This is a genomic window from candidate division KSB1 bacterium, assembly GCA_034521575.1.
Classification (GTDB): domain Bacteria; phylum Zhuqueibacterota; class Zhuqueibacteria; order Residuimicrobiales; family Krinioviventaceae; genus JAXHMJ01.
On sequence record JAXHMJ010000003.1, the window covers coordinates 299,804 to 320,359 of the forward strand.

The 20,556-nt window shown below is 48.1% G+C and carries 14 protein-coding genes and 2 pseudogenes; 13 read left to right on the forward strand and 3 right to left on the reverse strand.

The genetic code is table 11. From position 1 onward, the window contains the following. Nucleotides 1-680: 680 nt before the first annotated feature. Nucleotides 681-2,357, forward strand: coding sequence for a right-handed parallel beta-helix repeat-containing protein (locus tag U5R06_09825; GenBank protein ID MDZ7723081.1), 1,677 nt, complete (start codon nt 681-683; stop codon nt 2,355-2,357). Nucleotides 2,358-2,702: 345 nt separating this feature from the next. On the opposite strand, the gene pgl is transcribed toward U5R06_09825, so the two are convergent. Genes pgl through zwf form a run of 3 tightly spaced genes read right to left on the reverse strand, consistent with a single transcriptional unit; the run spans nt 2,703 to nt 6,000 of the window. Beyond that, the gene (pgl, locus tag U5R06_09830) at nt 2,703-3,416 is read right to left on the reverse strand and encodes a 6-phosphogluconolactonase (protein ID MDZ7723082.1); all 714 of its coding nucleotides are present in this window, start codon (nt 3,414-3,416) and stop codon (nt 2,703-2,705) included. Further along, nucleotides 3,413-4,483: a glucose-6-phosphate dehydrogenase assembly protein OpcA gene (locus U5R06_09835; GenBank protein MDZ7723083.1), complete on the reverse strand. Its 1,071-nt coding sequence runs from the start codon at nt 4,481-4,483 to the stop codon at nt 3,413-3,415. Before U5R06_09835 ends, pgl begins: the two co-directional genes overlap by 4 nt. Then, nucleotides 4,480-6,000, reverse strand: a complete 1,521-nt coding sequence (gene zwf, locus U5R06_09840) for a glucose-6-phosphate dehydrogenase (GenBank protein ID MDZ7723084.1) — start codon at nt 5,998-6,000, stop codon at nt 4,480-4,482. Before zwf ends, U5R06_09835 begins: the two co-directional genes overlap by 4 nt. Before the next feature lie 246 nt (nt 6,001-6,246). On the opposite strand from zwf, the gene U5R06_09845 reads away from it, so the two are divergent. The 12 genes and pseudogenes from U5R06_09845 to U5R06_09900 all read left to right on the forward strand — a co-directional run bounded on the left by U5R06_09845 (nt 6,247) and on the right by U5R06_09900 (nt 20,526). Then, nucleotides 6,247-6,945, forward strand: coding sequence for a hypothetical protein (locus U5R06_09845; protein MDZ7723085.1), 699 nt, complete (start codon nt 6,247-6,249; stop codon nt 6,943-6,945). Continuing rightward, nucleotides 6,890-7,696 (forward strand): HAMP domain-containing sensor histidine kinase, encoded by an 807-nt coding sequence (locus U5R06_09850; GenBank protein MDZ7723086.1) that lies wholly within the window; start codon nt 6,890-6,892, stop codon nt 7,694-7,696. The genes U5R06_09845 and U5R06_09850 overlap by 56 nt, the downstream gene beginning before the upstream one ends. 4 nt (nt 7,697-7,700) lie before the next feature. Then, nucleotides 7,701-8,750: an ATP-binding protein gene (locus U5R06_09855; GenBank protein ID MDZ7723087.1), complete on the forward strand. Its 1,050-nt coding sequence runs from the start codon at nt 7,701-7,703 to the stop codon at nt 8,748-8,750. A gap of 15 nt (nt 8,751-8,765) precedes the next feature. Continuing rightward, nucleotides 8,766-10,040 carry a sigma-54 dependent transcriptional regulator gene (locus tag U5R06_09860; GenBank protein MDZ7723088.1) on the forward strand — a complete coding sequence of 425 codons (1,275 nt, stop codon included), beginning with the start codon at nt 8,766-8,768 and terminating at the stop codon, nt 10,038-10,040. Further along, on the forward strand, nt 10,027-10,185 hold the full coding sequence (locus tag U5R06_09865; protein MDZ7723089.1) for a helix-turn-helix domain-containing protein: 159 nt from the start codon (nt 10,027-10,029) through the stop codon (nt 10,183-10,185). The genes U5R06_09860 and U5R06_09865 overlap by 14 nt, the downstream gene beginning before the upstream one ends. Before the next feature lie 1,585 nt (nt 10,186-11,770). Beyond that, a pseudogene (locus U5R06_09870) lies at nt 11,771-13,449 on the forward strand (ribulokinase). A 33-nt stretch (nt 13,450-13,482) separates the two neighbouring features. Then, nucleotides 13,483-14,178 carry an L-ribulose-5-phosphate 4-epimerase gene (locus tag U5R06_09875; GenBank protein ID MDZ7723090.1) on the forward strand — a complete coding sequence of 232 codons (696 nt, stop codon included), beginning with the start codon at nt 13,483-13,485 and terminating at the stop codon, nt 14,176-14,178. A gap of 7 nt (nt 14,179-14,185) precedes the next feature. Further along, nucleotides 14,186-15,268, forward strand: coding sequence for a LacI family DNA-binding transcriptional regulator (locus U5R06_09880; GenBank protein MDZ7723091.1), 1,083 nt, complete (start codon nt 14,186-14,188; stop codon nt 15,266-15,268). A 164-nt stretch (nt 15,269-15,432) separates the two neighbouring features. Then, nucleotides 15,433-16,578: an aldose epimerase family protein gene (locus U5R06_09885; protein ID MDZ7723092.1), complete on the forward strand. Its 1,146-nt coding sequence runs from the start codon at nt 15,433-15,435 to the stop codon at nt 16,576-16,578. A 121-nt stretch (nt 16,579-16,699) separates the two neighbouring features. Next, nucleotides 16,700-18,203, forward strand: a pseudogene (gene araA / locus U5R06_09890) (L-arabinose isomerase). Between the two features lie 282 nt (nt 18,204-18,485). Then, entirely contained in the window at nt 18,486-18,887 is a 402-nt protein-coding gene (locus tag U5R06_09895) for a response regulator (protein MDZ7723093.1), read from the forward strand. A gap of 403 nt (nt 18,888-19,290) precedes the next feature. Beyond that, nucleotides 19,291-20,526: a fibronectin type III domain-containing protein gene (locus U5R06_09900; GenBank protein ID MDZ7723094.1), complete on the forward strand. Its 1,236-nt coding sequence runs from the start codon at nt 19,291-19,293 to the stop codon at nt 20,524-20,526. The last annotated feature ends 30 nt before the right edge of the window (nt 20,527-20,556 follow it).

Genomic DNA, 20,556 nt, shown 5'->3' on the forward strand with positions numbered 1-20,556 from the left:
CAGGTACTACCCAAGCATTTGAAGATAAAGATATGCTTGAGTGGTCCATTGCTCATGAGTATGGTCATCAATTGGGTCTAGGTCATCCGCCTGATAATTCTGATAGACGGTATTATGGTATGTATGCTTTAATGTTTAATATAATGCAAAAAAATTCACAAGGTGTGGGAGGAGCAAACCCTATCTGTACTGAGAATTTATGTAACGAGTTGGGTTGGATTTCCGGAAGTAGGTATGTTGATGTTAATTCCTCGCTATTCAATCAGGAAATAAAAGATATCCGAACGAGTGATGGTAAATTGTTCAAAGTCCCGATCAACGCATCAGAGTATTTTTTAATATCGAACCACCAGAGAACAGGGTTTGATGCCCTTTATGAAGGAACAGGATTATTAATTTGGCATATCCGTGGTGATTTTGATATTGAATGTGCAAACGGCAGATATACAGGTTTAACGCCGGACCCTGTTTCCGGAACCGATTTGCTTGACCAGCTGGTCACAACTTATAATGGTAGTTCTGATGATTTTTACAATGGTGCATCTATTCAACACTTTTCAGATGTAACAAATCCGAGTTCAAGTGGATATATAAGCAGTAATAGAACCTCTAATCAAAATGTTATTACTCATAAGGCTGTCGTTAATATTCACCAAAAGCCAAATGACACAGATATCATTATGGCAGATTTTATCACCAATTACTGGTCCGGCGCCCTGACCAGCAACACCACCTGGACATCCGCCAACAGTCCATATTATATCGGCGGAGATATCACAGTGGAATCCGGAGTGACATTAACCCTATCCTCAGGCGTTCAGGTCATCTTTTTAGAGGGTGATGATCAGTCCGGAGGCGCATCATCTTCCAAATGCGAACTCATTGTCAACGGCACGCTCGATGCCCAGGGCACTTCCGCTAACCCTGTTGAATTTACCTGTAACACGGGTTATTGGTACGGAATTCGGTTTGTCAACGCGGATAACAACAGTGAGTTGTCTTATTGTGAAATCAGCAAGGCGGATTATGGTGTTTATGTGGAATCCTGTTCACCTGAAATTTCATATTGTTACATCCATGACAACACCAATGGCATCAATATCTATAACAGCGGCTCTCCCTTGCTGCTCAACAATACCATCAGCGACAATGGCACCGGGGTGCAGTGTTTTTATTACGGTGAACCGGATTTTGTGCAAACCGGAACCAGCGGATTGAATCTGATCAAAGACAATACCGGCGATAACGGCATCATTTTGGGTGTATACAGCGACGGCAGACTCGGAGACGCTGCCCAGGCCGGGTACAATACGGTCAAAAACAGCACACCCTATGATGTTTTGTTGCTGCACTGGTCCTCTGCCGATGCCCGGAGTTGTTACTGGGGCGCATATCCGCCCAATGCTTCGCAGTTTAGTGTCGGCAGCGGCTGTTCTCTGGACCGGTCCTCTCCTCTTTCTTCTCAACCTCCGGGCAGCGGTTCTCCGCTTTCAAAAAGCGCAGCCGGTCAGCAATATGTGGATGAGTTTGACCCGAAACATATTGATCCGGACGATCCCAAATCTCTTTGGCAGTACGCCCGGTACGTGCGTTACCACGATCAGGACCCGGATCAGGCTCTGGACATCAACCAACAGATCATCAAGCGGTTTCCGTCGTCGGTTTATGCGCGCAAGGCGTTGTGCCAGGTGTTTCATATCTCGGACAAGCACAATATCCCGGGGATGTCATCCTGGTTCAAAACACTGCGTTCGAAAAATCTGCCGCTGGAGACGCGCGCCGTGGTTCACGATTTGTCTGTGATCCGGGCGATCAAGGATCGCGATTACAAAGCCGCGGAGAGTCTGTGTCGAAAGGCCTTGCAGGATCTTACGGGCAGCGGATACGAACCCTTCACGTTGTACCAGCTGACGCAGCTGTACCGGTGTTTTTTGCCGGACGCGCAAAAAGCCGACAGGTATCTGAATCAGCTCACACAGCGCTATCCGGAACACCGGTTGACGGCACTGGCGCGTGGCGACGGGGAAGCATATGCGACCAATCCGGAGTTGAGCAAACCGGTGGCTCAGACCATCACCGAGGCCAGTCTGCATCCGGCGCACCCGAACCCGTTCAATCCGGCCACTACGATCTCGTATCAACTGCCGGAAGCGGCGCACGTGACGCTCAAGGTCTATGACCTGCGCGGCCGCGAGATCGCGACGCTGGTGGACGCGGAAAAAGATGCCGGATTCAGGGAGATTCGCTGGAACGGCCGTGATGCGCTTGGGCAGTCTGCTGCCAGCGGTGTGTATTTCTATCATTTGAGAACATCGAGCGGCTACACGAAATCCTGCAAAATGGTATTGATCAAATGAATCGTTGCTCCGGCCGGGCACCAAGTGCCGGGCGGAGTGTTGTCATTTGCGGGCATGTACATGCATTCTCCGATCCGGTCTAAAAATCATCTCTACTCAAACTCTTTGCTGCCCCGCAGCCTTTCATTGGACCGGATGACAGGATTGACAGGATTCTTTCCATCGTTCCGCCAGTCTCTTGTGGAATGCAGCCCGGACACTCTGTGTCCAGTGTCCGTCCTCTCCGGGATCGCCTCGCGGTAGGACGGGACGAACCCCCGCACAATCCCGTGTCGCCGTTTGTATACGGCGGTTATTTCTTATAGAGGCAATCCTAACGGTAACAGAATTCTATATTCAATTTTTTTATCGCAACTCTGTCGCCGCATCCTGATCTAAAAACCATATCAGGTTTCCAGAATGCGGTTTGACCTGTGCAGCCGGATAGCGGCTGTCGGGATTTTCCAGCACATCGGCGAGTACCTCCGCTTTGTTGGCGCCGCTGACCAGAAACAGAATATGGCGGGCCTGATTCAGCAGGGGGTAGGTAAAGGTCAATCGCCAGGCCTCTTTGGATTTCACGTAATTGGCCGCCACCCAGCGTCGGGTTTCGTTCAGAGCCTTGGTGCCGGGGAAGAGAGAGGCGGTATGTCCGTCATCCCCCATGCCCAGCAGGATCAAATCAAAGGCGGGCGGCGCCTGCTGCGGCAATATGCGGCGCAGGCTCAGTTCATACTGTGCGGCGGCGGCCTGCGGCTGCAGAAACGTGGGCGGTGTAAAAATGGTGTTGGGCACAACCGACAACGGGTGCAGCAGGTTTTCCAGGGCCATGCCCGCATTGCTGTCCGGGTCATGCAGCGGCACCATGCGCTCATCGCTCCAGAAAAAACGCACCGCGTTCCAGTCCAGCGCGTCGGTATGCTGGAGGTGTTTGTACACCACTTTGGGCGTTGATCCGCCGGACAGGGCGATGTTGGCAAATCCGCGCTGCTGCAGGGCGGATTTGAGAACCCGGGTTATATAGTCAGCAGCTTGAGCGCCCAGTTGGTCTTTGCTTTCCGCTATCATTTTGTCAGTCATTCAAACTCTCCGAATTTGGCAAACCATTCGATGCTTTCAAGAAAAACCGAATCGGCATGTAGAAAATCCAGTTCATCACAGAGCAGTTTTCCCGGTTCTGTGTCAATATCCAGTGTCTTTTCACCGAGCGGATCGCGAATTACCAGTTTTCCCGGCTCGCCGCGTTCAATCTCGCAGTACATCTCCGGTTTATCCTGATCAAATGCAAAGGAGACCCGGGCAAGCGCCCCGTCCGGTTTTCCGGAACGCAGCGTATGCGACACCTTGATGTCTTGAAAAACATAACTGTTCTCAGGATCTTTTTTTACAGACGGCCACTGAAGACGCGAGGCAAGCCATGCGGTGAACAGCAGGGCCGGGATCGATCTGTGTTTGCCGTAACTTTCAATTTTTATTTTTTTTATATGGTTCAATTTTTCAATGGCCTCCGGTGCATCGAAACACTGAGCAGCCGCTTCGCGCCAGGGCGTCAGTTCCGCCCATAACAGGTCACTGATCGCCGTATGGGGGGTGTGTTCCCGGATCAATTGAAGCAGTGGTAAAAGATCTTTTTGCTGATCTACAAATCGGGGCAGATTAAGGATCAGCCGGTCCGGGATCTGCAGCAGCGGCTTGATCTCACAGGCCTGCAGTAGATCGCTGTCCAGGGTTGCCAGAAAACTCGGCAAGTCTGGGATCAGCAGCGGCAGTACCGCGCCGCGGATATGTCCGCAGCTTTCCGGTCCGGTGTATAGAATGATCTGTTCACAGCAGATTTGCCGGCCGCCGGAACGCGGCGGCTGACAAAATGCAGAGATTGTCGACTCTATATGTTCGGATTTATTATCCGGATCAAAATACAAAAGGATAATCCGGCTGGGATGATGTTCGATGATATGCGGCACCAGGTTCTGTGCTTCTTTGAATTGTTCGTTGGATTGCACCAAAAGAATCAGATTCAAAGTGGTGGATCGAATCACCGCGTGATTGCTCTCGGTGCTGGCAATTTGCTGCCAGAATTTCATCAATTCCTGTTCGATGTGCGGCAAATCGACCGGGTAGCCGGGTATGTGAGAAATGCTCGTCATAAAATCCTCCATTTGTGATGCGGCTGGACAAGCAGTGTATCGCTTTTTTTCGGTCCCCAGGCGCCGGCCGGATAGGTCGGCAGGTCCTGTTGTTGTTGCGCCCAGCGCTGCAGCAGGGGGGTTACAATGGCCCAGGCGGTTTCGCTTTCATCGGCTCGAGTGAACAGGGTGGAATCTCCCAATACGGCATCCAGCAGCAGACGCTCGTACGCTTCCGGTACTTTGTGTCCGAAGCTGGACCCATAGCGGAAATCCATGGCCACCGGCCGGATGATGCGGTCATGTCCCGGCACTTTGGAGGCGAATTTCAGAGAAATGCCTTCATCCGGCTGGATGTTCAGGGCTAAAATGTTATTGGAACTGGTTTCGGATGCAGCTTTGCCGAAAATCTGCATGGGCGCCTGTCTGAATGCAATGGCGATTTCGGTAACGCGCTTGGGCAGACGTTTGCCGGTGCGCAGATAAAACGGGACCCCGGCCCAGCGCCAGTTGTTGAGCCTGAGCCGCATGGCGACAAAGGTTTCAGTTTGCGACTCATCCGGAATGTCCTCCTCCTGTTTAAACCCGGGCACGGATTCGCCCCACAGTGAGCCTTTGGTGTATTGGCCTCGCACGACTTGTTCGTCCACTTGTTCGGCTGAAAAAATCTCGACAGCTCGCAGTACCTTGACCTTTTCATCGCGTACCGCATCGGCGTCAAATGAGGCCGGCGGTTCCATACCGACCAGACACAACAACTGCAACATGTGGTTCTGTACAATATCGCGCAGGATACCGGTTTCCTGGTAAAAGCGGCCGCGTCCCTCCATGCCGATACTTTCGGCCACGGTGATCTGGACATAATCGACATACCGGCGGTTCCAGATGGGTTCGAATATGCCGTTGGCAAACCGGAACACCAGCAGATTCTGAACCGTTTCTTTGCCCAGATAATGGTCGATGCGGTAGATCTGTCTTTCATGGAAAACCTGTCGAATCACCCGGTCCAGTGTCTGGGCGCTGGCCAGATCGTGTCCGAACGGCTTTTCAATGATCACCCGCCGCCATCCCTGCTCTTCAGAGGCGAATCCGGCTCTGCCCAGATTTTTAATAATGGTTTCATAATGCGAGGGAGGCGTGGCCAGATAAAAGAGGATGTTTTTTGAAAAGACAGGATCTGTATTTTTGTCAAGATAGACGGAAAAATCTTTCATATCCCCGGGGGTTGTAAATGCAGCTTTGAAATAGTGGATGCGTTGAAGAAAATTCTGCACGCTTTCATCCGACCAGTCGGATTCATCCAGGTGTTTCTGCATCTCTTGTCTCAGTTCTTCCCGGTATTCCGCGGTTGATTTGGGCCGCCTGGCAAATGCAATGATTTTCAAGTCCGGAGAAAACAAATTTTGTTTATACAATCTATAAAGTGACGGTATCAGCTTACGCCGGGTTAAATCACCGGTGGCGCCGAATATGACCAGCGTGGCCGGACCCGGCACTCGGGTCATTCTCATTCCATCCCGCAACGGATTTTTTTTCATAATGCCTCGTCATTTTTTTGTTTTTTATAACACAATTCATCCTGCAGAGATTCCGTGTACTGATTATTTGTCCGGTTTATTAAAAAAAGGAATTATAACAACAACTTGTCAATTGATTCATTAAAAAAATTGTTGCTTTAACTGGACACTATTATTATATTGAGAAACCAAATGAAAGAAATGGGTGTACATGTATCTTGTTTTAATCGACATATATCAATATAATCCGTCAAAAAGGGGCGTGGGATGAACGCTTATGTCCGGGAGCAGGATACAGCGTCAAAGACCCGAATGTTCATCATAGATGATCAGTTTGTAATTCATAAAGTCAGCGAGTCCCTGCAGAAATATTTTGAGCAGAAATGGCACCGATCGCTTACGGGACGTATTTGCTATGCGGCTTTGTTCAACAGCGACTCGCCGTGTAAAAATTGTCCGGTGGTCAAGTGTTTTTCCTTCAATCAGGACGTGCAGAGCATTGTCAGCGCCCACAGTGCTCGTTATGATGTGTCACGCTACGCCAAAGCGACTCCGGTTCAGGATGCGCACGGACAGGTACGGCAGGTCATTGTCGAATGCTTGACACCGGTGAACGATTCAGAGTCGGATAAAGGTTCGTCCTCTGCAGAGCGCGAATACGATCCAACTCAGATAACGGAACTGAACCGACAGCCGAAAGAATCCGGGTACGTACTGATGAATCCGGAGCTCAAGGTGCTCTTGCATAACAAAGGCATCCGGTCATATTGCCGGCAGCCGTATATCATTGGCCGGCATTTGTACGAGGCTGTTCCGTTGTTTGACCAGCCCGGTATTCGTTATCAGATTGATATGTTTCTCACAGAACGGTCGGATTCACTCGAGTTTTATACGCGTACACAGGATGATCATGAAAAACGTATCCTGTCATCGCATTCAAAGGATGAACAGCGGCAATCGCAATGAAGTAATCCTGCTGGAGTCCAGGCCGGAGAAAGAAATGCATAAAGAAAGCGCTCCCCGGGAGCATAATTTGCAGTTGTTGAGCAGTTTTGCCGCGCAGTTGGCGCATGATATCGGCAATCCACTGACCGGATTAATGGGCTATGTGAACCTGATGCGCAATGATTTGAATCAGGCCACAACACAGCAGGATATATTGGGATTTCAGGAAAAAGTGGACAATATACAGCATGAAATCAATCGCATTCGGAAAATACTTGAAGGTGTGCGACTGATCAAAGTGCATGATACCGATCAGGTGGAAGAGCACAATCTTCGGCAAATACTGGAGCGCTCGATAGCGATTGCGGAATTTAAACGGCCGCATAAATCCGTGCATATCAGCACACGGTTTTCAGAGGATCTGCCTTCGGTTTATTTGTGCGAATTGAATATAGAGAATGCGTTTACCGAACTGCTGAAATATGCGCTGGAATTTGCGGGACAGACCGGCGGTGTGCATGTGAATATACGCTACACGTCGGAGCAGTCCGAGTTTGAATTCTGTATTCAGATCAAGGCCAGTCCGGACGCGGATTTAAAAGCCATGACCGCTTCATTCAATCAGCAGAAATCGTTCAAGAAAAAGGTCAATATGGGATTGCTGCAGGCCTTTGCCTCTATTTACAATCACGGCGGCAGATTAAGCATGCGAAATCGGGAAGGTGAAGCGGATATCGTGGTCAAGCTGCCGCGAGTTCCTTCAAAAGCGTAAAGTTATGATCAATACTGACTATGAATCCTATCATTCGTCTGTTTATTACCGGTTTATTCTGGATCGGGAATTCCGGGTCATGTCTGCGACTCGATTTCCGTTTCCGGCAACCGATACCTATCTTTTGATCCGCAAGGGAGAATTTGTGTTCAAGCGGTTGAATCTGCTCTCTGAATCCGAGCTGGACCAATTCCAGAGTGATGCCTGTTCCGGGTCGGGACTGATCAAGGCTCGTCAGTGCTGGCGTGAACAGCAAATTGAATGGGCCTTGTGTATGCAGCCGGTGGTCAATGCCGAAGACCAGGCTTTTACACTGGTATGTTTCGGTCTGCAGGTTCCGGTTTCACTGATGCGTCAGCGTCGGCTGTTCAATCAGATGCATATGCTCAAGCAATTGGCGTTCCCCATTACGCACCGCATGAACAACCCGATGGGATCCATACTCAATCAAATCGGACGCCTGTTGTCCGAGGACTGGGAGACCCTGAACAAGGATGATGTGCTGCAGGAACTCCAGCGTATGCAGGAACAGATTTACACCATGTCCACCATCACCAATGCACTGGCGCTGTTAAATCGTCCGCGCAACGCGTCTTTTAAAATGGTGAGCATTAACAAAATCATCAATGTGTCTTTGAATCTGACGCGGTTCGCCGACCCCACAAACAATATTGATTACCAGATTGAGCTGGATGATGACCTGCCGTATATTCGTGCGGACAGCGTGTCTCTGGAACAGTGCTTTGTTCATTTGCTGCGCAATGCCAAAGAGGCGCTCCCTCGCGGTGGTCAGGTCCGGCTCAGCAACGGAATAAAATCGGATAATCCTGATTTTATACATATTTCCATACGTGACAGTGGTGACGGCATTTCACCGCGTCAGTTGGCTCGAATATTCGATCCCTTTTATACAACAAAAGAGGGAGACCATCCGGGCCTCGGGCTTTGTGTGGCGTATGGGATTGTCACGGATCATGGCGGATATTTAGAAATCGAAACAGATAAACAGGGAACCAATGTGAGCATTTGGCTGCCGAACGAACCCTTAAACTAGATTTGGATTTAGACTATGACTCAAGAAAAAGCTGACAATACGTTGTTAATCATTGATGATGATGAACAGGTGCTGAAATCAATCGAAAGTCTGCTGGACGGTACCGGATATAATATCCTGCGAGCTACCGGATCCAAAGAAGGGGTTGAAATGATTATGAAGAAAAAGCCCCCGGTGGTGTTGACCGATCTGAAAATGGAACAGCGGCATTCCGGAATTCAGGTGCTGGAAGAAGCCAAGCGCCGGGATCCGGATGTGGTGGTGATTTTATACACGGCGCACGGTGACATTTCAGTGACCCGGGATGCGTTTAAAAAAGGTGCGTTTGATTTCATCCAAAAAGTGCAGACGCATCAGGATATCATTATCCCGATTGAGCGCGCCTTTAAATTTGCACATATAAAGCGCGAGAACAATTATTTGAAAAGCAAACTCGATTTTGAACAGGATACCGGATTTCACGGCGCGGTGGGGCGCAGTCCGGTAATGCTCGAGTTGTTCAACCAGGTCAAACGGGTGGCGCAGACCAATGCCAATGTTCTGGTTACCGGCGAGACCGGCACCGGCAAGGAAATCATTGCACGCGGCATTCATCATTACAGTCAGCGCAAGAACGCGCCGTTTGTTCCCGTTGTGGTCAGCACATTGCCGGATAATCTGTTGGAAGGCGAGCTGTTCGGTCACGTCAAGGGCGCGTTCACCGGTGCGGTCAGTGACAAACCGGGACTGTTTGAAGCCGCCAACAAGGGCACGATTTTTCTGGACGAAATCGGTGAAGTCCCCATTGATATGCAGCCGAAACTGCTGCGCGTGCTGCAGGAACGGCGGGTGCGGCGTCTGGGCAGTCTGAAAGAGCGCGATCTGGATGTGCGTATTATCAGCGCGACGAATGCAGATCCCGATGACCTGGTCAAGGAAGGCAAACTGCGCGAGGATTTGTTTTTCCGGCTGAACGTAGTACGTATCGCGCTGCCGCCGCTGCGCGAACGACGTGAAGATATTTCCGTGTTGGCCTATCATTTTCTAAAAATATATCAGGATATCGGGCTGGTCAAAGTGGAAAAAATTTCCAATGAAGCGCTGATGCTGATGGAAGAATACGACTGGCCCGGTAATGTGCGCCAATTGCAGAATGCGATAGAAAGCGCCATTGCCGTCGCAACCAAAGAAGAAATCCTGCCTGAAAATCTGCCTGATCCGCTGCGGCCGAAATCCAACCGGGTGATGATTGATACCAATGAGAGCACGGATTTCAAATCCGCCAAAGCCAAAGTTCGTGCAGGCCTTTGAACGCCAGTATCTGGAAAAACTGCTGGAACAGCACCATAACAATATTTCCAAAGTCGCGGATGCCGCGGATCTGAACCGTAAAACCATCTATCGTATGATCGATCAGCTGGGCCTGGACTACCGCAAAGGCAATTCCGACGCGTAACGGAAGAACTGTTTTGAATCTTGCAGATCGTTGCGACTCAAGAGAACAAGTTGCGAGCAAGGGTTTTATATGCTAAGGGTAATTACAATAATATTAATAGGATGTATACGGGGCTAACAGTACGTACTAAAGTATGTACTGTTTAAAATGTAGGCCGACGAGATCGTCGGCCGTGTGCCTGGGGGCACGAAACAGACATGTAGCGCAGCACTGAATTTCAGCGCTTTTTGCCGTAACGATTAATCCGGCAGCGCTGTTATAACTTTAATCATGAACAAAATTCTGATTTTTTCTGAAACGTGCTCTACGGGTTTCGGATAATTAGAATGTGAACGGTTTGGGAATGCGGCCAGTCCGATTTCGGCGGTCGACCAACCTGGTCGACCTACATTGAACCCGACGAGATCGTCGGCCGTGTGCCTGGGGGCACGAAACAGACATGTAGCGCAGCACCGAGTTTCAGCGCTTTTTGCCGTAACGATTAATCCGGGAGCGCTGTTATAACTTTAATCATGGACAAAATTCTGATTTTTTCTGAAACGTGCTCTACGGGTTTCGGATAATTAGAATGTGAACGGTTTGGGAATGCGGCCAGTCCGACTTTCGGCGGTCGACCAACCTGGTCGACCTACATTGAACCCGACGAGATCGTTGGCCGTGCGCCGGGGCACGAAACAGACATGTAGCGCAGCACCGAGTTTCAGCGCTTTTTGCCGTAACGATTAATCCGGGAGCGCTGTTATAACTTTAATCATGAACAAAATTCTGATTTTTTCTGAAACGTGCTCTACGGGTTTCGGATAATTAAGAATGTGAACGGTTTGGGAATGCGGCCAGTCCGACTTCGGCGGTCGACCAACCTGGTCACCTACATTGAACCCGACGAGATCGTCGGCCGTGTGCCTGGGGGCACGAAACAGACATGTAGCGCAGCACTGAATTTCAGCGCTTTTTGCCGTAACGATTAATCCGGGAGCGCTGTTATAACTTTAATTACAGACAAGATTTTGGGTTTTGATGAAACGTTTGGTTTGCAGAGGTTTGTTCGTCAGGCCAATGCTGACACGTATCAGGTGTTTTTCAATGATGTGCAGAATATTAAAGACATCATGGCCTTGTTGGAAAAGAAAGCTGGATCGTGTTAAAAGCGAGACTCTGACCGGAGAAAAAGATATTATCAAAGATGCCCCAAGATTTGCAGCCTCTTCTGGTCTGGATTAAAATGGAATACCCCGGGTTCATTTGATGGAACTGATGATGATGTATGTCAACGAATGAAAAAGAATGGACGCCTTGAATTGGTTTTTGTATAATTGATTGTTTCGACATGTTATTATTACCATCTGTCAAAAATGCAGGGCGGTTTTCCAGAATGCCCTGTATTCAATTGGTTTTGATATTTTTACAAAAAAGCCAATGAAACGTTGTGATTTATATTTATTTTTCATAATATTATTCCTGTCAGGAACCGTGAATCGTTCATGCAACTGAAAGAGGCCGAGGATGGACAAGTCTCAAGCCAAATTTGAAAGTCGTTTTTTAGAGACACGGCAGGATTGTTTTGTGTAAAACTATGGGAGTCAATATGAATACGAATGAAAATTATGTAATTGGAATAGATTACGGAACCGATTCTGTTCGCGCCCTTGTTGTAGATGCTGCGGACGGCACGGAACATGGCGAATTTGTGTTTTATTATCCGCGCTGGAAAGATGGAAAGTATTGTCAACCTGCAAAAAATCAGTTTCGCCAGCATCCTCTGGACTATGTTGAAGGATTGGAAACAACGATTAAAGGCGCATTGAACAAGGCGCCTGAGGGAGCAGCCGAAAAGATCAGAGCAATATCCATCGATACCACAGGATCGACACCCTGCGCTGTTGATAAAGAGGGTACCCCTTTGTCCCTGAAGCCCGACTTTAAAGACAATCCCAACGCCATGTTTGTGTTGTGGAAAGATCACACCGCGGTAAAAGAGGCTGAAGAAATCAATCAGATCGCCCGGTCCTGGGGAGGTGAAGATTATACAAAGTACGAGGGCGGCGTGTACTCGTCGGAGTGGTTCTGGTCCAAAATTATCCATGTTTTACGACACGATAATGATGTTCGGAATGCTGCTTTTTCCTGGGTGGAACACTGCGACTGGATACCGGCTCTGTTGACCGGGACTATGAATCCGCTGACGATGAAACGAAGCCGAACCGCCGCCGGACACAAAGCCATGTGGCATGCATCATGGGGCGGATTGCCGCCTGAAGAGTTTCTGGTCAAGCTGGATCCGGTGCTGAAAGGACTGCGTGAACGTTTGTATTCAGATACGTTCACCGGTGATCAGCCTGCAGGTACATTGACTGCCGAATGGGCTGAAAAACTGGGTCTTTCTACAGATGTGGTTGTGGGCGTGGGCGCGTTTGACGCACATTTTGGCGCGGTTGGCGCGGAGATTGAGAACAATATGCTGGTTAAAGTGATGGGCACGTCCACGTGTGATATGATTGTCACTGAGAAACCTCAGGGCGGAGAACACCTGGTCAAAGGTATTTGTGGACAGGTCGATGGTCTCATTCTTCCAAATGATCTGGCGCTGAAGCCGGTGAGTCCGGCTTTCGGCGCATTATGCCTGGTTCAAACAGGTGCTCTCCTGGCCTTGTGAACAAATTTTGGCGAATACGGATCTGGTAAATCCGCAAACCCGGCAGAAACTCATCGATGAAATGCGTGAAAAGATGATCCCTGATGAGCAAAGCTGCGGAAACAATTTCCCCGGAGGAATCAGGGATCGTTGCCCTGGACTGGATGAACGGCCGGCGTACACCGGATGCGAATCAGGCGCTCAAGGGTGCAATCACCGGATTGAATCTGGGATCGGATGCTCCTAGAATTTTCAGAGCTCTGGTTGAAGCCACAGCTTTTGGCGCTAAAAAAATTGTGGATCGTTTTCGTGATGAGGGCGTCGAAATTAACGGCGTCATTGCCATTGGCGGTATTCCGAAAAAATCACCGTTTGTGATGCAAATCACTGCCGATGTACTGGATATGCCGATTAAAGTTGTGGCCTCTGAACAATCGGTTGCCCTCGGGTCTGCCATGGCCGCTGCTACTGCCGGAGGACTGTATCCGGAGATGCAGCAGGCTCAGGCCGCCATGGGAAGCGGATTTGAGCGTGAGTTTCATGCAAATCCTGAAAATGTCAGCATTTATAAAAAGCTCTATGAAAAATATTCGCAACTGGCGGAATTCATCGAGCAGGAATTTACTGAATAAAGGCCTCTGCCGTACAGGAACAAGGGAGCATCAATGAGCAACTATTATGATTTAAAACATAACGTCTATCAATGTAATATGGAACTGCCGCGCCAGGATATGGTGATTTATACATTCGGCAATGTCAGCGCGATCGACCGGAACGAGGGGGTGATCGCCATCAAGCCCAGTGGGATCAGTTATGATACACTGAGTCCCAATGATATTGTTGTGTTGGATGTTGACGGCAATGTGGTTGAAGGCAATCTGCGCCCGTCTTCAGACACCAAAACCCACCTTGTATTATACAAACATTTTCCGGAAATTGGCGGAGTGGTGCATACGCATTCGACATTTGCGGTGTCCTGGGCTCAGGCGGCAAAACCTGTTCCTGTTCTGGGTACCACACATGCGGATCATCTGCATATGGATGTACCGTGCACTGATTTTATGTCTCCTGACATGATCAAAGGGGATTATGAGGTGGAGACCGGCAATCAAATCATTAAACGCTTCGAGTCTATTTCTTATAAAGAGGTTGAAATGGTGCTGGTGGCCGGACACGGTCCTTTTACCTGGGGAGATACACCTGAAAAGGCGGTTTACAACAGTGTTGTTCTTGAGCAGTTGTCTCAAATGGCGCTTTATACACGCATGATCAATCCTGATGTACCGCAGCTGGACAAAACGCTTGTTCAAAAACACTATCAGAGGAAACACGGCCCGAATGCGTATTACGGACAAACGTGATAGAAATATGTCAAGACCAACCATCAAACAGATCGCCGAAATGGCCAAAGTTTCGATAGCGACCGTTGATCGTGTGCTGCACAAACGCGGCAAAGTCAAACCTGAAACCCGGCAAAAAATTGAACGAATCATTAAAGAATTGGATTATCAGCCGAATATTTTTGCCAGAAATTTGGTCGTGGGTCCTTCACTCAAGCTTGCGGTTCTTATGCCGAGGCCGGAACAGGACGGTGGTTACTGGAAACTGCCGGCCCGAGGTGTTGAGCAGGCGAGCAATAACCTCAAACCGTTCCAGGTCAAAGTCGAACGCTTCGAATATGACAAATTTTCGGCTGAATCCTTTATTAAAGTCTCCAATAAAGTGCTTGAGAACCAGTATAACGGTCTGTTGATCGCGCCGATTCAAATAAAGGCGGCAAAAGATTTTATCGAAACCCTGCCCAAAAAAGTACCGCATGTTTATTTTGATTCCGAGATTCCAAACACACGCTGTCTTTCCACCATTCATCAGAACTCATTTTATGGGGGACGCGTTGCGGCAAAGCTGTTTGATTGGGTCATCCAGGATCCCTCGACCATTGCTATGGTGAGGGTTTTGCCGGCGACCTATCACATTAATGAACGTATACGCGGATTTTGCGATTATTTCAAATCCCGTGAAGATTTGAACCTTATTGAGGTGGACGTGCCGGAAAACAGTAAAAAAATTCAAGTACATGAGATTTATGAATCGATTTTAAGCAAAAATAGAAACCTCAAAGGTGTGTTTGTGACCGGGTCGCACACCTATGAAATGGCGGACTGTATCTCGACAGTGCCCGTCAATAGAAAAATCTTTTTAATCGGTTTTGATCTGGTGCCTGCAAATATAGAATTTATGCGCAGCAATGTCATCGACTTTTTGATTTCTCAGAGTCCGGAGTTGCAGGGATTCACCGGTATTTATCTGTTGTATCGGTACTTGTTCTTTAAGGAAAAAGTGGACAAGGAAATAACATTACCGATTGAAATTATTACCAAGGAGAATCTTGATTTTTATTTAAATCGCCAAGGGCTTTCGCCGGATTATCAATCCTCGCCGATTGTCTGAAATCAAAGGCAAAACCCAATGTTCTGTTTATTGCTGTGGATGATCTGAATGATATTTAGAAAACCGGCAAGGAGTGGGCTGATCATCGCGTGGATTTTGAGACGTTAAATAAAGTAGAGCAGTGGAAACCGGTTACTGGTAAATAACAACATCGGAGGTTATGCATGAAATTCTTTCGTCCCGTATTGCTCAAGTTGGCGCTGCTGATGCTGGTGGCTGTAAGCTGCACACAGCAGTCTGCTGACACCTTTTCTGTCACACAAGAGCCTTTTGGAACTCTGCCCGATGGCCGCGAGGTGGTAAAATATACATTGTCAAATTATCAGGGCATGAGTGTGTCGATTATTAATTATGGTGCGATTGTCACACATCTGAGGGTACCTGATAACAACGGAGAACCGGGTGATGTGGTGCTGGGTTATGATTCGCTGCAGGGTTATCTGGACAAGCCTTCCTATTTTGGTGCGACCATTGGGCGCTACGGAAACCGCATTGACGAGGGCAGGTTTACCCTTGACGGTAAAACCTATGAATTGGCAACCAACAATGGACCCAATCATCTGCATGGCGGCAATACCGGATTTGACAAAGTCCTCTGGACTGCCAAACCGGTTAAAGAAAACGACAAGGTGAGTCTTGTGCTGAATTATGTCAGTGAGGACGGAGAAGAAGGCTATCCCGGCACTTTAAAGGTAGAAACCCGGTACACACTGTTTCCCGACAATACCCTCGAACTGGAATACAAGGCCGTAACCGATAAAAAGACAATCTGTAACCTTACGAACCATTCCTATTTCAATCTCAAAGACGCCGGAGCCAGCCCGATTCTTGGTCATGAATTGTATGTCAATGCCGATCATTTTACACCGGTGGATTCGACATTGATCCCTACCGGCGAAATACGCCCGGTTGAAGGTACGCCATTTGACTTTACCGATCGCACTGCCATCGGTTCGCGTATCAATGCGGATAATACACAGCTTGAATACGGCAACGGCTATGATCATAATTTTGTACTGAACGCCGACCCCGGCGAGATGAAACTGGCAGCACGATTGATCGAGCCGGAAACCGGACGGGTGCTGGAAGTCCATACCCAGGAACCCGGACTGCAGTTTTATTCCGGGAATTTTCTTGATGGTTCGGTGACCGGTAAAAACGCCACGATTTATGAATTTCGTCATGCGCTGTGTCTGGAAACCCAGCATTTTCCGGACTCACCCAATCAACCGGCTTTTCCGTCTACCGTTTTGACACCGGATGACCCCTATCATACGGTGACGAAATGGGTGTTCCGTGTGATGAATTAGAATGTTTGATTTGCAATTTAAACAGTTTTAATGAAACAAAACATGCATTTCCTGACACAAATGCAGAGTACAGCCCGAGAGAGAAACATTAAACGCTTAATCTGTTTTGAAAGGAGTACTTGTGCTTGATCTGAATAAATATGAAATCTGGTTTGTGACAGGCAGTCAGCATCTTTACGGTGACGACGCCCTCAATCAGGTAAAAGAGGATTCTGAAAAAATTGCCAAAGCGCTGGACGCTTCGGATCAGATTCCGGTCAAAGTGGTGTTCAAATCGCTTTTGACCCGTCCTGAAGAAATCCAGCAACTGGCCGAGGAGGCCAATACCGCTGAAAACTGTGGGGCCTGACGATCTGGATGCATACGTTTTCTCCGGCGAAAATGTGGATTGCCGGTCTGAAAATTCTGCAAAAGCCCTTTGTGCATCTGCATACACAGTTCAACGAATCCATCCCCTGGTCTGAAATTGATATGGATTTTATGAATTTGAACCAGTCGGCGCACGGCGGCCGTGAATTTGGTTTTATGGGCACGCGCATGCGTTTGAACCGCAAAGTTGTGGTGGGTCACTGGAGGGACGAACAAGTGCAAAAACAGCTAAATACCTGGGCGCGTGCCGCTTGCGCCTGGCATGATGCACAGGGGATGCGCGTCGCCCGTTTCGGTGATAATATGCGCAATGTCGCGGTTACTGAAGGTGACAAGGTGGAAGCGCAAATGCAGCTCGGTTACCGGGTGGATGCCTTTGGTGTCGGTGACCTTGCCCATACGATTGATCATGTTTCGGGCGACCAGGTGGATGCTCTTGTCAAAGAGTACAAGGATACCTATAAAATAGCCTCCAAAGCGCTCAGCGATACAGGTCAGTTGAATATGATCAAAGAAGCGGCTAAAATTGAAAACGGCATGCGCAATTTTCTGCAAGAGGGCGGCTTTAGCGCGTTTACGACCAACTTTGAAGATTTGCACGGTCTGGTGCAGCTGCCGGGTCTGGCGGTTCAGCGTCTGATGGAATCCGGATACGGATTCGGAGCCGAAGGAGACTGGAAAACTGCGGCTTTGGTTCGTTCCATGAAAGTGATGGCTTCCGGACTTGAGGGCGGCACATCATTCATGGAAGATTATACCTACCATTTCGGCCCCGGACAGATGCAGGTGCTGGGTGCGCATAGCTTGAAGTTTGTTCCTCGATTGCTGATGATCAACCGTCGCTTGAAGTTCATCCTCTGGGTATCGGCGGCAAGGCGGATCCGGCCCGACTGGTGTTTAATGTGGCTGAAAGTGCAGGCTTGAATGCCTCGCTGGTGGATCTGGGTAACCGCTTCCGCATGATCGTCAATACCGTGGATGTGGTAAAACCGGCAGAGGATTTACCCAAACTTCCGGTTGCGCGGGTGGTCTGGGTACCGAAACCGGATCTCAAAATCGCCGCAGCAGCCTGGATTCACGCCGGCGGTGCGCATCACACCGGATTCAGTCAGGCATTGACCGCGGAACATATGCAGGATTTTACAGAGATGGCCGGCATTGAATATTTATTGATTGATGCAGATACCCGGTTATCCCAATTCAAAAAAGAACTCTTGTGGAACGAAGCCTATTTTCAAATGAAACGCGGCTTTTAATGCAAGCCGGATAAGCTGTTCTATTCAGATTTGTCCCCGTCTCTGGACAATTGAAGAAATTTAATGTGATAGGTTAACTGTCTAAAAAATATGGCTTAATGAGTGTGGATCAAAATGTTGCATGGCATTCAAGGTCTCATATGAAAACGCATAATTGTGTATGGTATGCAAGTCTATAAAAAACAAACCCCCAAAAAAATCTTGAAAATATAATTAGCTGGCATAATGATTGAAATAGAAAATCAAAAACGCAACAGATTTAATCAGGAAAGCCGACATAGCATGATTCAGAAATCAATTCTTATTGCGAGCTACGATCCGAATATTTACGACACCGTGAGCAGAAATTTACAGGAACTTGATTATGATATCCGGTTTGCACAGCGCGGTGTAAAAGTGCTGAATGAAATATTGGATGGAAATGTCGAATTGTTGATTTTGGATGTGGAGCTGGCAGGAATGATGGGGATTGAACTGCTGCCTGTGATTAAAAAGATCCGGCCGCGTTTGTCCGTTATTTTAATTACGGATGATCTGAACCGGCGCATACGTCAGATCGCGGCGGAAGAAGGGGTGGTCTACCAGGCACAAAAACCCATGACTCCTCAGGAAAGCAACTCCATCACCCGGGTCGCGGAAAAAGTTATTGATCGACTTTACGAACTGCAACATATTGCTGTATGATTATAGGCAGCGAATTTGGGGGCCTTTTCAAGGGGGATGTATCCAAACTGTACCATGTGTAACCGGTTGATGACAATATTGTAAATTTGGGACATGAAAGTAACAATTTATTTTTGTGTCGTTGCAAAGAGACCAAAAAATCAAATCAGATAAAAATTCACTTTATTAAATCTAATAAAAACAGATTAAAAATGCTTGTAAGGGGCGCCCGTACAAAGAAAAACACAAGATATGATTTGCTCTTTTGGCACAAACTATGCTTCGTATTTAAATGAAATCTCTCGAAACGCCGGCTTTTTGGAGCGCTATACATTTTAAATCATTTCGTAATCTGAAAAGCATTCAAATTTTAGAGTACAGCGATACTCAAGATTAATAGGCACGTATGAGGAGGTGTTTTATAATGCGATGCACTATCGCCTATTTGACCACAAAAGTTAGAGTGTTTTTGCTTCTGAGCTTGCTTATGACGATGGCCATTGCTGTTTCAGGTACATTGACAGCGACCTGGGACGCAAACACGGAAAGTGATCTGGCAGGCTACAGGATTCACTATGGTTCGGGCTCGGGTAATTATACAACCGTAAAAGATGTGGGCAATCAAACCGTTTTTGTTGCGGATAATTTGCCTGCGGGTAAAGAATACTTTTTTGCGGTCAGCGCTTATGACCGGTTCGGAAATGAAAGTGAGCTCTCAACTGAGGTCAGCGCTGTGGTACCGGATTCCTCGCTTCAGGTGGATGCCGAATATGTAAACGGTGATGTCCGGCTGAACTGGGATGCGATATTCACCGCCGACAGTTATGAACTATACAAAAGCAGCAATGCTTACGAGTATTCCGCTGTGCTGCAGAATGTAAACGAGACCACCTTTACAGATCCCGGTGTGTCCCTGACTATGAATGCGGGGATGTACTACAAAGTGGTTGCATTCAGCAACGGGCAGGTCGTGCATGAATTTGATCCGGTGGGTGTGTTCAAGCTGGAATTAAAAACCGGAATCACATTGATCTCTCTTCCCATTGTGCCGCAGGACCGTTCCCTGACTTTTGTCATTGGTTCTCAACTAACAGGTGGAACGACGGTTGGCACTTCTGATCAAGTGATTTTTTTTAATGAACAGGGGAGTGAGCGTGCCTGGCTGGTGGAAGGATCAGGGACACAATATGACGGGAAATGGATGAATGAAGCCGGGAGCGCAGAATTTAGTCAGGATATCGATCTGAACAGTTCCTTTGTGGTTAGAATTCTGGCGGATCATACAGACACCTACATCACATTTTGCGGAACCGTACCTATGGAGAGTGAACGTACTATACCTCTAAAGCCCGGCGAAAATTATGTGGGTTCCTGTTTTCCGGTTAGCGTATCGCTGCAGGATACAGAACTTGCTCAGGATGCAGTGGTAATTGGCGGTGGCAGCAGCAAGGACTCTGATCTGTTATTATCCTGGAAGGGCGCTACCTTTGATGTGGCCTGGCTTGCGCAAAACACAGGCACAGAGTATGACGGGCAGTGGATGGAAGAAAGTGGTAATGCGGTCTCACCCATACAGTTCAAACCCGGTAAAGGATATATCATCAATATAAAGTCAGAACCGACAAATAACTCTTGGACCTACCCGAATCCGGGTCTGTAGAGTATGAAAAATAGTTCAACAGGAGGAAAC